Annotated in this window: 13 protein-coding genes, 1 pseudogene and 1 riboswitch; of the genes and pseudogenes, 10 read left to right on the forward strand and 4 right to left on the reverse strand. The window is 37.7% G+C overall.

Features of this window, described 5'->3' with window-relative positions:
* Positions 1-11 precede the first annotated feature (11 nt).
* The 6 genes from ACR65M_RS19620 to ACR65M_RS19645 all read left to right on the forward strand — a co-directional run bounded on the left by ACR65M_RS19620 (position 12) and on the right by ACR65M_RS19645 (position 6,602).
* Positions 12-1,403, forward strand: coding sequence for a bifunctional metallophosphatase/5'-nucleotidase (locus ACR65M_RS19620; protein ID WP_440274158.1), 1,392 nt, complete (start codon positions 12-14; stop codon positions 1,401-1,403).
* 123 nt (positions 1,404-1,526) lie between these two features.
* On the forward strand, positions 1,527-1,829 hold the full coding sequence (locus ACR65M_RS19625) for a DUF1805 domain-containing protein (RefSeq protein ID WP_121446215.1): 303 nt from the start codon (positions 1,527-1,529) through the stop codon (positions 1,827-1,829).
* Positions 1,830-1,952: 123 nt separating this feature from the next.
* On the forward strand, positions 1,953-2,711 hold the full coding sequence (gene yunB, locus ACR65M_RS19630; protein ID WP_341330498.1) for a sporulation protein YunB: 759 nt from the start codon (positions 1,953-1,955) through the stop codon (positions 2,709-2,711).
* A 94-nt stretch (positions 2,712-2,805) separates the two neighbouring features.
* A riboswitch (Lysine riboswitch) is annotated at positions 2,806-2,988 on the forward strand.
* A gap of 127 nt (positions 2,989-3,115) precedes the next feature.
* Positions 3,116-4,699 carry a Na+/H+ antiporter NhaC family protein gene (locus ACR65M_RS19635; RefSeq protein ID WP_341330499.1) on the forward strand — a complete coding sequence of 528 codons (1,584 nt, stop codon included), beginning with the start codon at positions 3,116-3,118 and terminating at the stop codon, positions 4,697-4,699.
* A 251-nt stretch (positions 4,700-4,950) separates the two neighbouring features.
* The gene (locus tag ACR65M_RS19640) at positions 4,951-6,492 is read left to right on the forward strand and encodes a sodium-dependent transporter (protein WP_341330500.1); all 1,542 of its coding nucleotides are present in this window, start codon (positions 4,951-4,953) and stop codon (positions 6,490-6,492) included.
* Entirely contained in the window at positions 6,489-6,602 is a 114-nt protein-coding gene (locus tag ACR65M_RS19645) for a methionine/alanine import family NSS transporter small subunit (RefSeq protein WP_341330501.1), read from the forward strand. Before ACR65M_RS19640 ends, ACR65M_RS19645 begins: the two co-directional genes overlap by 4 nt.
* 72 nt (positions 6,603-6,674) lie before the next feature.
* Here ACR65M_RS19645 and ACR65M_RS19650 read toward each other — a convergent pair whose 3' ends face one another.
* Entirely contained in the window at positions 6,675-7,625 is a 951-nt protein-coding gene (locus ACR65M_RS19650; protein WP_121446481.1) for a peptidoglycan DD-metalloendopeptidase family protein, read from the reverse strand.
* Between the two features lie 298 nt (positions 7,626-7,923).
* Between ACR65M_RS19650 and lipA the strand changes: the two genes are divergently transcribed.
* Positions 7,924-8,823, forward strand: a complete 900-nt coding sequence (gene lipA, locus ACR65M_RS19655; protein WP_341330502.1) for a lipoyl synthase — start codon at positions 7,924-7,926, stop codon at positions 8,821-8,823.
* A 170-nt stretch (positions 8,824-8,993) separates the two neighbouring features.
* On the opposite strand, the pseudogene ACR65M_RS19660 reads toward lipA, so the two are convergent.
* Positions 8,994-9,623, reverse strand: a pseudogene (locus tag ACR65M_RS19660) (YhcN/YlaJ family sporulation lipoprotein); the annotation flags it as partial.
* Between the two features lie 140 nt (positions 9,624-9,763).
* On the opposite strand from ACR65M_RS19660, the gene ACR65M_RS19665 reads away from it, so the two are divergent.
* Complete coding sequence (locus tag ACR65M_RS19665) at positions 9,764-10,039, forward strand: YutD family protein (RefSeq protein ID WP_099352671.1); 276 nt, start codon at positions 9,764-9,766, stop codon at positions 10,037-10,039.
* Between the two features lie 52 nt (positions 10,040-10,091).
* On the opposite strand, the gene ACR65M_RS19670 is transcribed toward ACR65M_RS19665, so the two are convergent.
* Together ACR65M_RS19670 and ACR65M_RS19675 are read right to left on the reverse strand one after the other, a co-directional pair.
* On the reverse strand, positions 10,092-10,322 hold the full coding sequence (locus ACR65M_RS19670; protein ID WP_121446480.1) for a cytosolic protein: 231 nt from the start codon (positions 10,320-10,322) through the stop codon (positions 10,092-10,094).
* A gap of 118 nt (positions 10,323-10,440) precedes the next feature.
* Positions 10,441-10,710: a DUF3055 domain-containing protein gene (locus ACR65M_RS19675; RefSeq protein ID WP_440274159.1), complete on the reverse strand. Its 270-nt coding sequence runs from the start codon at positions 10,708-10,710 to the stop codon at positions 10,441-10,443.
* 182 nt (positions 10,711-10,892) lie between these two features.
* On the opposite strand from ACR65M_RS19675, the gene hepT reads away from it, so the two are divergent.
* Both hepT and nucF read left to right on the forward strand, forming a co-directional pair.
* Entirely contained in the window at positions 10,893-11,330 is a 438-nt protein-coding gene (gene hepT, locus ACR65M_RS19680) for a type VII toxin-antitoxin system HepT family RNase toxin (protein ID WP_341330503.1), read from the forward strand.
* An 18-nt stretch (positions 11,331-11,348) separates the two neighbouring features.
* Entirely contained in the window at positions 11,349-12,119 is a 771-nt protein-coding gene (gene nucF / locus ACR65M_RS19685) for a 5' nucleotidase NucF (protein WP_341330504.1), read from the forward strand.
* Positions 12,120-12,666 lie beyond the last annotated feature (547 nt).

Genomic DNA, 12,666 nt, shown 5'->3' on the forward strand with positions numbered 1-12,666 from the left:
AGGTGTAGGGATTGATTGAAACCGTACATATTTATCATACAAACGATCTCCATAGCCATTTTGACCGATGGCCTAAAATCACAAAATATATCACAGAAATGAGAAAACTTCATCAGGCTAACAATGAGGAAATGCTCTTAATTGATATTGGTGACCATATTGATCGCTTTCATCCAATTTCAGAAGCATCCCATGGCAAATTGAATGTGCAGCTCTTAAACCAACTTCAATACGATTATGCTACTATCGGTAACAACGAAGGAATTACGATGTCTTATGAACATCTGGATTCTTTATATGAAGAGGCAGAATTTAAGGTCTTGCTTGCAAATCTATTCGACCGAAATGGGAAGTTACCTAACTGGGCAGATCCTTACCATATTCATGTCTTGCCAAGTGGATTTAGGATAGGAATCATCGGTTTAACGGTTCATTATATTGGGCTATATAAGCTGCTCGGCTGGAACGTCAAAGATCCTTTTGTTATCCTACAAGAAACAATCAATGAATTAAAAGACAAAACAGATATGATGCTTCTGATGTCCCATTTAGGAATCAATGAGGATGAGCAAATTGCAAGAGATTTCCCAGATGTTGATGTGCTACTTGGTGGGCACACACATCATCTTTTAGAAAATGGAAAGAGAATCAATAACACACTTCTATGCTGTGCGCAAAAATACGGGAATTATATTGGACATGTTACTCTTAAAATTGATACTGAGCACAAAAAGCTCATTGAAAGTGCTGCAAGTGTAATCCCTACGAAATCACTGTCAGAAAGTAAGGAAACAACTGAAATCCTTTCAGAGTACATGGCAAAAAGTATACACACCTTACAAAATGATGTTATTGCAGAAATTGACCAACCACTTCTAAGTGATTGGTTTGCGGAAAACTCATTTTCCAAGCTTTTAGCTGAGGTCCTTCGCGAATGGTGTGCAGGAGACATATCGATGGTGAACTCAGGGCTATTGCTTGACTCGCTTCCACCAGGAAAGGTAACAAGAGAAGACTTGCATCGAATTTGCCCACATCCTATTAATCCATGTAAGGTCTGGGTTAAGGGCGATGAACTGAAGGAAATTATTTTACAAGCAAACACAAAGGAAATGGAAAACCTCCATATTAAGGGTCTAGGATTCCGTGGAAAGGTAATGGGCAAAATGGTATATGACGGCGTAGAGCTTTACACTACAAAGCTTTCGGATGGATTAGATCACATTACCGATATTAAAATCAATGGGGAGGACCTCGATCCTGACAAAACGTATTCAATTGCTACCATTGATATGTTCACATTCGGTTCACTCTTTCCTGTCATACGGGATGCAAAGGATAAAAAATACTATATGCCAGAATTCTTACGAGATCTTTTAGCTGAAAAATTAAAAAACAATTAGCAAAACGTACTAAAGATACTTAGTCAAAAGGATTAGAGAAAGATAGGTCTATGACTAGTACTATTTCAAACACAAATCACTTTCCCGTTACATAAATTAGTTAGGGAAAGGAGTGTGCTAGGAATGGTCTCAATGACACCAATCGTAATTGATAATCATCAATTTACAGCCATTACCGTTAACCTGCCTAAGACAAATTTTATGGCAGTCACGAATGAAAATGGCTATATTATGTGCGGAGCTCTCGATGTTGCATTATTAAACGAAAAACTTAAAGAACGAGGCATTATTGCTGGTAGGGCAGTTGGTGTTCGTACAATCGAGCAATTACTGGAAGCCCCTCTTGAATCAATTACAATTGAAGCCGAAAACCGAGGCATTACAGTAGGCATGAAAGGCAGAGACGCCCTACTAAAAATGATCTAAAATTAACCTGAGAAGGTATACCATATAAAAGAACGTGGCATCACTTGAACATTGTCGAACAAAATAGTTATCGTACATCCCTCCTTACTTGCATACACATAGCTTGTAAGGGGGGATTTTCGTTTGGGAAAGTATAGAGCTCGTCTACAACCAAGAAGGAAAGGGCCCTTGCCTTTCCGTTACGTCTTCTTATTAACATTCGTATTTTTTATTCTCTCAACTGTTATCGGTTTATTCATTATTAACAAAGCGATAGAGCCCGCACTCATGGCATATGCTGAAAATGAAACGAAGAAGGTTGCTGCCACAGTTATTAAAAACGCTATTAACCAACAATTAAACGAGGAAGAATTGGTCCAAGAGGATTTAAGTATTGTGCAAACAGATGAAAATGGGAAAGTGATTAGTTACAATACTCAGGTCGTCAATAAAATGGCGACAAAGACACTCGGAAATATTGAGCGGTACTTAAAGTATGTAAATGAAGGTGAAATTAATAAACTTGAATATCCTGATTTAGAAATTGAAACGGATGATGCCAGTGGACAAACGGGCTTTGTTTTTAAAGTACCCCTTGGGGAAGCAACCAATAATGCCCTCTTAGGAAACTTAGGTCCACAAATACCAATTCGTTTTCATATGATTGGATTTGGAGAAACTACGCCACAAGGAAGAATTGATGAGTGGGGGATTAATAATGGGTGGTTTCAATATAATGTTCTTGCGACAGTGACGATGCAGGTTATTTTACCTTTCTCAACAGGAGAGGTTGAAATTGAAACAATTATCCCTGTAATCAATCAAAACATTTTACATGATGTTCCAGACTTCTATAATAATGGTGGGGATTCATCTCCTTCGATAGAGATACCGACAAATTAGTAAAAAATACTATACTAGAATAGTTGAATCTAAGTGAAAAATCAGATATACTAGCGATGGAATTAATAAAAATGAATACACCACCTTATCGGATCGATGAGGTAGAGGTGCAGAAAATAAGAGTAAACTATGTGAGGATGACAACGTAGATCATAGTTGAAAGGATTTTTTGCCGAAGCAAAAATAAACACGTCAATGTTATTTTTGTTGGGGTTGCCTTGAAAAAGGGTAACACTGTCATTATAGAAATGATCTATAATGGAGGGCTACTGATCGTGATGGAGGATAACATAACATTACAGAGAGTAATGATAGTTATTTTCTATCATACTCTCTTTTTGTCTTCTAAAGAGTATCTTCTTTCACCACGCCCTCCAAAATAACACTTGGAGGAATCACATATCATGTCTGGAACAATATATTCAATTATCCCACCGATCATTGCGCTTCTCATGGTTGTTTTAACAAGAAGGGTTTTACTATCACTTGGAGTCGGCATTGTTTCGGCTGCATTCATATTACATGGAAATGTACTAACGAATGAAGGAGTCGGAGCTTGGCTACAAGACGTTTTACTCACTATCTGGAATAGCATTAAAGGAGTCTTCGTTTCAGAAGGCGAACTTAATACATGGAATGTATATATCATATTGTTTTTATTCTTATTAGGAGTTATTACTGCCTTTATCTCCATCTCTGGCGGTAGCCGTGCTTTTGGTGAATGGGCGCAAACAAAAGTAAGAACGAGAACGGGTGCACAGCTTTTAGCAGCTGTTTTAGGTGTTATTATTTTTATTGATGATTATTTTAATGCCTTGGCTGTTGGACAAGTAAGTAGACCAATTACAGACCGAAATAAAGTTTCACGTGCAAAGCTAGCCTATATTATTGATTCAACATCCGCACCAATTTGTGTTGTCTCACCAATTTCTAGCTGGGGTGCTTATATTATTGCAATCTTGGCACCTATCTTAGTAACACATGGTGTATCGGAGTTTTCTCCGTTATCTGCATTTATTCGAATGATTCCGTTAAACCTTTATGTACTCGTTTCGATTTTAATGGTAATAGCTGTAGCCATTTTTAATATTAATTTTGGTAGTATGAAAACCCATGAAAATCGTGCATTAACAACAGGGGAAGTAACAGACCCTGAAAAACCGGTATTAGGGGAATTAAAACAGGAATTACCTCAAAGTGAGAAAGGTACTGTTGGTGATTTGGTTTGGCCGATTATTGCATTAGTCGTCGGTACGGTTGGTTCCTTATTATGGACAGGCTATAGAGCTTCTGAAGGTAATATAACCATTTTTACAATTTTTGAAAATACGGATGTAACAGGATCTCTATTATCTGGTGGAATCCTAGGTATTCTTGTAACACTTATTTTATTCTTTGTTCAGGTTTATGCAAAAAAAGCTTTAAACATTGGACTTCTTCCTAAGGGAATTGTTGAAGGGATAAAATCAATGCTCCCAGCTGTATACATTTTACTATTTGCTTGGGTAATTGTTGACTTGATTGGACAAATTGAAACAGGTAAATATCTAGCGAGCCTCGTAGAAAGGTCTAATTTAAATATTGCATTTTTACCGGTCATATTATTTGTTGTAGCCGGCTTTATGGCATTTGCGACAGGGACGTCTTGGGGAACTTTTGGAATGATGCTTCCGATTGCAGGAGACATTGTAGCGGCATCAGATATTAATTTACTACTTCCTGCCTTAGCTGCTGTCCTAGCGGGTTCCGTGTTTGGTGATCATTGTTCACCAATATCAGATACAACTATTCTGTCCTCCACTGGAGCTGGAAGCCATCATATTGATCATGTAATGACACAGTTACCATATGCCATCACTTCCGCCGTTATCGCTATAATCGGATATATAGTACTAGGTCTTACAGGCAATACCTTATTAGGAGTGCTTACTACTTTACTGTTATTTGTTATTTTTGTTTTCACTATGAAAAACAGACAAAACGCATAGAATTACTATTCAAATGGTAACAATCAAACTTAACTAGTATATAAGAGACAAAGGGAATTAGAACCTTTGTCTCTTTTTTTTTTAAAAGTATATTTCATTTTAAAATAACTTTTGACATAGAGATAAAGACTGGCTATACTAATAAATAGATTATAGAAAATAATCTGAAAATAGAAAAATTTCCAACTTCAGTCTAGTGCTAAAGGGCTAATACGGTAACGGGCTAAAGTGGAAAAGGGGAGGTTTGTTTTATGGATAATCGTCCACAGTGGGGGACGCGGGCAGGCTTCGTAATGGCTGCAATCGGTTCTGCGGTTGGTTTAGGTAATATATGGAGATTTCCATATGTTGCTTACGAAAATGGAGGAGGCGCATTCTTTCTACCATACCTATTTGCGATTTTAACAGCTGGTATACCAATCCTAATTCTCGAATTTACAATCGGACAAAAGTTTAGAGGATCAGCACCTTTGTCATTTTTCCGTTTAAATAAAAAGTTAGAATGGCTTGGGTGGTGGCAGGTATTAATTTCTTTCGTTATCGCCACCTATTATGCAGTTATTATCGCATGGGCAATTTCGTATACATTCTTTTCATTTAATAAAGCGTGGGGAGAAGATACAGGAGGATTCTTATTCTCTAAGTACTTACATTTAGCTGAAACTCCAGGAGAAGTTGGAGCGCCAGTACTTGGGGTTTTTGGGCCTTTAGTCGTTGTTTGGGCTATTACACTATTTATCCTATTTAAAGGCGTGAAAAAGGGGATTGAAAAAGCGAATAAGATTTTCATTCCTACACTATTAGTTATTTTTACGATTATCGTTATTCGTGCAGTAACACTTGAAGGAGCAAGCACGGGTCTAAATTCATTCTTCCAACCTAACTGGGATAAAATTATGTCTGGAGAGGTTTGGGTAGCGGCATACGGGCACATTTTCTTTAGTTTATCAATTGGTTTTGCAATTATGATTACTTATGCAAGTTATTTACCTAAAAAGTCCGATGTAGTAAACAATGCATTTATTACCGGTTTTGCAAACTCAGGTTTTGAACTATTAGCAGGTATCGGGGTATTCGCGGCATTAGGCTTTATGGCAGCACAAGCGAATGTACCTGTAGAAGAAGTAGCTAGTGCAGGTGTTGGTCTAGCATTTGCGGTCTTCCCGCAAATTATTAACCAAATGCCATTTGGCGAATTTTTCGGAGCGCTTTTCTTCTTGTCATTAGTATTTGCCGGATTAACGTCATTAATTTCGATTTGTGAAGTGTTCATTGCTGCAGTTCAAGACAAATTTAATCTTACACGTAACAAGGCAGTCATATATGGTGCAGGGTTAGCATCACTTATTTCAATCCTATATTCTACAAATGGAGGCTTATACTTCCTAGATGTAGTTGACTACTTCATTAACCAATTTGGTATTGCTGTTGCCGGTTTAGTTGAAGTAATACTTATTGCTTGGGTATTCAAGCAAATGAATCCATTACAAGCACATGCAAATGCGATTTCCGATATTCGTGCAGGTGGTTGGTGGAAGATTTGTTTAGGCGTAATTACACCAGTCGTTTTAGGATATATGATGTTTGACTTATTCAAGCAAAATATCCTTCAACAATTTGACAATGCAACTGGAAACTATGAAGGGTATGCAACTTCATTTATACTCTTCCCAGGTGTTTTCATTGCAGCAGGAGTCATTATATTAGGGATTGTGTTTTCACTTAAAAAGTGGGGAAGTGCAGCTTTAAATGACAACTACTCTTCTGGTAGTGACAAGGAGGTAGGACTATGACCGGTGGAGCAATTGCGATGATGATCATTGGGATGGTTATCTTATGGGGAGGATTAGTAGCAAGTATTGCACATGCTGCTAAAAAGGCTAAACAAGCGAAACAAGGTTAAAGAAATAATTATAAAAAGAGGGTCAAAATAGAACGGAGAAAGGCTGTGGTGAAAAATTTCCACAGCCTTTAATCATTTACGTTTTCTGGCTTGTCTTTCTGATCTTTCCCAAGCCCTTAGATGCGGATATGGATCAAAGGACCATTCTGTATACCCGTTGTCTTTGTACATTCCGTAGTGAAGATGTGGAGGGAACTTTCCGGCAGTTCCTGGTGGTCCATAGCCAGAACTTCCAACAGAGCCAATCACTGTACCAGGTTCAACAACTTGCCCGATTGCTATATCCTTCGCAAATCCATTTAAGTGAGCAAAGTAATGGTACGTATTATTAACATCGCGGATACCGATACGCCATCCACCAAAACGGTTCCAACCTTTCATTTCGATGACCCCATATGAGGTTGCCCTTACCGGTGTTCCGTAGCTTGCAAAGATGTCAGTGCCTTCATGCATTCTACGACCTCCCCAGCCACGCGCATCTCCCCAAGTATTTTTATAGCTGTGATTATAGCCAAGAGGAACCGGAAAGGCGTGTTTATCTAAATCAAGTGTGCCATATGTTGAATAGATTTTAGCAATTCCCGTAATCAGTGAAACCGATTTGTCCCGTTTGTAATAATCCCATAAACCGATTCTGATATTATCAGGATCAGTCCCGTACGCTAAAATTTGCTCTGAAATCGTAAGTAGGATATCCTCATCATTCGTTTGATCTGCAACTCCATCCCCGTTACCATCAAGACCTATTCCTCCAAAAAGTTGAATACTATAAGGGTTCGAATCATTTGGATTTGGGTTTAAAGCCCCCGCCCAAGTCTCTGGTTTAATATAAATTCCAATTAACCCGGTTTCTTTCGGAATATCTTTTCGGGAACGACGGATGCTTCTTTCATACTGGTCAATAGCCGCATAATAGTACCAAGGAATCTGTGTTACTGTTTCCATCTTTGTATAGAGGTTCATTCGTTCCTGAAAAACTTTTTGTTGATCCTCATTTGCACTTGCATCCAAAGGCATACACATTAAAAGTAAGCAAATAACAACAACTATACCAAGTTTTCTGTTCACGCACGCAAATCTCCTTTCACTAAAATAACACAAGGAAGTATTGTTTTAAAAAGGCATCTATAGGCATTTAATAAGTCGAATTTGTCTAATTTGAATTAAATAAAAATGTCTCTTCCTTGTTAGTTTGTTAAATCATCTCATTTTCATAATCACTAATTGTTGGAAGCTAAAAAATACAAATAAATCGAATACTTGGATTCTTAAAGTAGTTAGGAGTATAATAGGGATAGCCTTTGCAATGGAGTGATGAAGTATGTCAAAAAAACAAGAATATCTTCGAAAGCCGGAATGGCTAAAAATAAAACTGAATACGAATGAAAGCTACACTGGCTTAAAGAAAATGATGAGAGAGAAGCAATTACATACCGTTTGTGAGGAAGCTAAATGTCCTAATATTCACGAATGTTGGGCTGTAAGAAAAACAGCTACTTTTATGATTCTTGGGGACACTTGTACTCGCGCTTGCCGCTTTTGCGCGGTTAAGACAGGCCTTCCAAATGAATTGGATTGGGCAGAACCAGAGCGGGTAGCTGATTCTGTCGCAATGATGGGATTAAAGCATGTTGTTATTACAACAGTTGCTCGTGACGATTTGAAGGACGGTGGAGCTGCGGTATTTGCAGAAACAGTACGTGCAATTCGTAGAAAGAATCCATTTACCTCAATTGAAGTGCTACCATCAGATATGGGTGGAGTGCACGAAAATCTAAAAATCCTAATGGATGCAAAGCCCGACATTATGAACCATAATATTGAAACGGTTCGCCGTTTATCTGACCGTGTTCGTGCACGTGCAAAATATGAACGTTCACTTGAATTTTTACGTCGTGCAAAAGAAATGAATGCAGAAATTCCAACAAAATCAAGTATCATGATCGGCCTTGGCGAAACGAAGGAAGAAATCATTGAAACAATGGACGACCTTCGAGCAAACAATGTAGATATCATTACAATTGGTCAATATTTACAACCAACGAAAAAGCATTTGAAAGTTGAAAAATACTATCATCCAGATGAATTTGCAGAATTAAAAGAGATTGCATTAAGTAAAGGTTTCAGTCATTGTGAAGCCGGTCCTCTTGTACGTTCTTCTTACCATGCGGATGAGCAAGTAAATGCAGCAAAATCAAATCAACAAGTTAAACAAGCATAAAAAAAGGGGGAAATCCCCTTTTTTTAATGCGTTCCTTTTTGCAATAATTCTCTTCCATCATCTCTCTTTTGGTCCTCATTCCCTTTATTATCAGTTGTGCGATCTATTTCAGGATTGAATTCAATTCCACCTTTATTGTTGATACTAGGGTTACTAAGGAAGTCTTGGTTCTCTCTCGCCCTACGTTCATACTCAGGGTTGAGGCCACCTTCCATTTCCCCATTTTCATTTTCACCATCACTGACTTTATATCCTTGTGGCGATTTAATCATTTGTTGAATGGTAGATGTAATAATTTGATCGACATTTCGGCTGTCTGAATCAAGTCTTCCGAATCGCTCAATTTGATTCATCATGTCAGGGTTATCAGAAACGTATACATGGAAATACCTCGGAACAACTGACATTGCGGAACGTTTTACCTGGTCTGCTGTTAACATACGGTCTTTAGAATCCGTATCATATGCGACAAGGACCTCTTCATCAGTTACTAGCGTACCAACATCTTTGACGTTCGGAATAGTTGTACAGATTTTACTGATTAAATCTGCAACTTTTTCCCTGTTCATGGTTGGCAAATTACTGTATACATTTGCACCGCCAGGGACTGGATTTTTTTGGTGACGAACATAGCCAAAGTTCGTCATTTCTTTACCATTGTTTTTGACGCCATTCGCATTGTAAAGCTCATTTTGGTCAGTTCGATATATTGTATTTCCGCTTTCATGGTAGACTCCTGCATTATCGTCAGAAGTACCGCAACCTGTTAAAGCGGTTAAGGCAATTAAGCCTGAGATGATTGTGTATTTTTTCAATCTTGACACCCCCTCAGTTGTAGGGTGACCAATTCAACAAAAATTTCGCATAGTAATTGATGGATTGATTGGCTATAATGGATATATAGTGAACATCCTCTAGTATGGGGTACGAGGTGATTGAAGTGATTAGCATAGGTAATACTACATATGAGCTCATTGATGAGCTAAAAGATGGATTTAATGAAGAAGCTTTTCGTGCGAGATACAGCGATATCTTAGCGAAGTATGATTATATAGTTGGGGACTGGGGATATGAACAGCTTCGCTTAAAAGGTTTTTTTGATGATAAAAACCAAAAAGCGTCATTTGATACAAAAATAAGTACCCTTTCTGAGTATCTATACGAATATTGCAATTTCGGTTGTGCCTATTTTGTCTTAAAAAAGGTAAAAAAATAAAGTACAGGCTAATTTAGCTGCCTGTACTTTTATTATGGCTTGAACCTTCTTATTAGTCATAAGGCGGTTCGGCATTTTCATCCTTGTCATCATGTGTGGGATGAGCCCCAGGGAATTGTCTTGGAAGATCCTGGTGAAGTGATTTGAACTCATAGTTAAAGTTGCTATATGTTCGTTGTCCTTCTTTCCATGGTGTGCTTTTGTTCTCAACAGGCGTATCCTTACCACGCGGTGTGCCATATGGCCCTTCCGGATATTCCTCAAAGGTTAAGAAATTTCTCATCGTCTCCACATTTGAAAAGTCGGTATACTTTATTTCTTCTTTGTCTTTATCTTTTTCTGCCACCTGAAAAACACCTCACTTCTTACTTCTAGTGTTTTCGCAGCATTGCGTAATTATGTTAGACAATTTCATACAAAAAAGAACGCAATTCCTCTGCTTCCTCTTCAGATAGCTGATAAGCATGTTCAATATAGCCGGGCTCATCAAGGTCATCTCTACCGATAATAGCAAAACGATTGCTTAAAATATTTAAAACAATATGCTTGCCATAATAGCGGTCAGATTTGACAACAGCTAAGTCGTAGCGCTGGTGTTCCCCCATAAAACTTACAAATCGGGTTTGTGTGTCGATTGTATCATCATCATATAAGAAAAATCGTTCAGACATAATGGATTCTCTCCTTTTAAGAAACAGTCATTATCCTTATCATAACAAAGGTGTACGAATTAGAAAACGAATTTATAGATACGGTAGGTAAGAGGGAAACCATGAATCATTATTAACTTTATGGTAAGATAATGTGGTATATAAAAGATGGTGGGTAAAGATTATAAACTGAAGGTGATACTATGTATTTTGTTGACCGAGAAAAAATTGAAAAAACCCTTCTTTTTTACGAAGAAAATTTACAATTAATTGAAGCAAATTCAAATTGGACAAGCGTGGTTGAAAAGAAAGCGTTAGAGAGAATATCTCATCTTACAATTGAGGCAATTTTAGATGTCGGAAATTCGATGATTGATGGCTTTATTATGCGTGATCCAGGTAGCTATGAGGATATCATAGACATACTTGAAGATGAAAAAGTAGTGACAACTGAAGTAGCGAATGAACTTAAAGAAATTATCCGTTTTCGAAAAGTAATAGTTCAAGATTATCTTGAGATTAATCACGACGAATTAATTTCGAGCTTTCAAAAAAATAAAGAAAGTCTTGCTAGCTTTCCACAAGCGGTACGATCTTATCTTGAAAATGAATTAGGACCGGTTTCAGCATTTAAAAACTAAAAAAAGGTGATAGAAGTAGTGAAAACATACAAAGGATATTTATTTGACTTAGACGGTACCATGTATCGTGGAACAGAGCGTATTAATGAAGCGTGTGATTTTGTAAATAAACTAAATCAAAAGCAAATACCATATTTATTTGTTACGAATAATTCATCTAGAACACCTGAACAGGTGGCAGCCAAACTTCGTGACTTTGATATTGCGTGTTCAGAGGAGCAGGTTTTCACCACAAGTCAAGCTACGGCAAATTATATGTATGATATGAAACCGGGTGCAAGTGTATATGTAATTGGTGAAGATGGTATCTACCAAGCATTAGAGGAAAAAGGCTTTACATTTCAAGAGAAAAACCCTGATTTTGTGGTTTGTGGAATTGACCGTTCCCTTACATATGAAAAATTCGCCATTGCTTGTTTAGCCGTACGAAATGGTGCAACCTTTATTTCAACAAATGGTGATATTGCCATTCCAACTGAACGTGGGCTTCTTCCAGGGAATGGTTCATTAACTTCGGTAATCACTGTTTCAACAACAGTAAAACCCATTTTTATTGGGAAGCCTGAAAAAATCATCATGGAACAAGCGCAAAAGCAACTGGGGATTCCAAAAGAAGATACTATCATGATTGGTGATTACTATGATACCGATATTATGGCAGGTATGAATGCTGGTATCGATACATTGCTTGTCCACACCGGTGTTACTACCCCTGAACTATTAAAAGGATATGACCGACCTCCAACCTACGCAATCCATAGCTTAAAGGAATGGATGGATCAAATTTAAAAACGCTCAATTTGAGCGTTTTTTTACATGGCCAAAATTGTTTTCAAATTAAAAAGACCGAGGTAGTTGGAGTAACGTGTTCCGTTATTAGCTGCAAACTGTTCTACCTAATTAATGCTGAGGTTGAGGTATTTTCGGACATGAGATGGCGAATTCATGTGGACTGTGTCCGAAGTTTGAGTACCTTCGGACAAGGGAAGGCAAAATAATCGAAGTTGTGTCTGAAGTTCAGGCATCTTCAGACAAGGGAGTTCAGATCCTTCTAGTCTGTGTCTGAAGTTTATGTACCTTCGGACAAGGATAGGCAAAATTACTGCAGTGATGTCCGAAGTTCAGTCATCTTCAGACAAGGGAAACCAGATTCATCGAGTCTGTGTCCGAAGTTTGAGTACCTTCGGACAAGGATAGGCAAAATTACTGCAGTGATGTCCGAATTTCAGTCATCTTCAGACAAGGGAGTTCAGATCCTTAGTCAAGTCCTTAATATTGTGTAAAAGTGTCAACAATGATTTTCAACTTATTTATAAATTTGTATAGCGAGTTAGAA

This window comes from Ferdinandcohnia sp. SAFN-114 (assembly GCF_059415045.1).

What these genes read in the sequence shown, in the direction of transcription:
- ACR65M_RS19625 (WP_121446215.1), top strand. Translation starts at nt 1,527, where the DNA reads ATGGTCTCAATGACACCAATCGTAATTGATAATCATCAATTTACAGCC.
- ACR65M_RS19635 (WP_341330499.1), top strand. Translation starts at nt 3,116, where the DNA reads ATGTCTGGAACAATATATTCAATTATCCCACCGATCATTGCGCTTCTC.
- ACR65M_RS19640 (WP_341330500.1), top strand. Translation starts at nt 4,951, where the DNA reads ATGGATAATCGTCCACAGTGGGGGACGCGGGCAGGCTTCGTAATGGCT.
- ACR65M_RS19645 (WP_341330501.1), top strand. Translation starts at nt 6,489, where the DNA reads ATGACCGGTGGAGCAATTGCGATGATGATCATTGGGATGGTTATCTTA.
- ACR65M_RS19650 (WP_121446481.1), bottom strand. Translation starts at nt 7,625, where the DNA reads ATGTGTATGCCTTTGGATGCAAGTGCAAATGAGGATCAACAAAAAGTT.
- lipA (WP_341330502.1), top strand. Translation starts at nt 7,924, where the DNA reads ATGTCAAAAAAACAAGAATATCTTCGAAAGCCGGAATGGCTAAAAATA.
- ACR65M_RS19670 (WP_121446480.1), bottom strand. Translation starts at nt 10,322, where the DNA reads ATGAGAAATTTCTTAACCTTTGAGGAATATCCGGAAGGGCCATATGGC.
- ACR65M_RS19675 (WP_440274159.1), bottom strand. Translation starts at nt 10,710, where the DNA reads ATGTCTGAACGATTTTTCTTATATGATGATGATACAATCGACACACAA.
- hepT (WP_341330503.1), top strand. Translation starts at nt 10,893, where the DNA reads ATGTATTTTGTTGACCGAGAAAAAATTGAAAAAACCCTTCTTTTTTAC.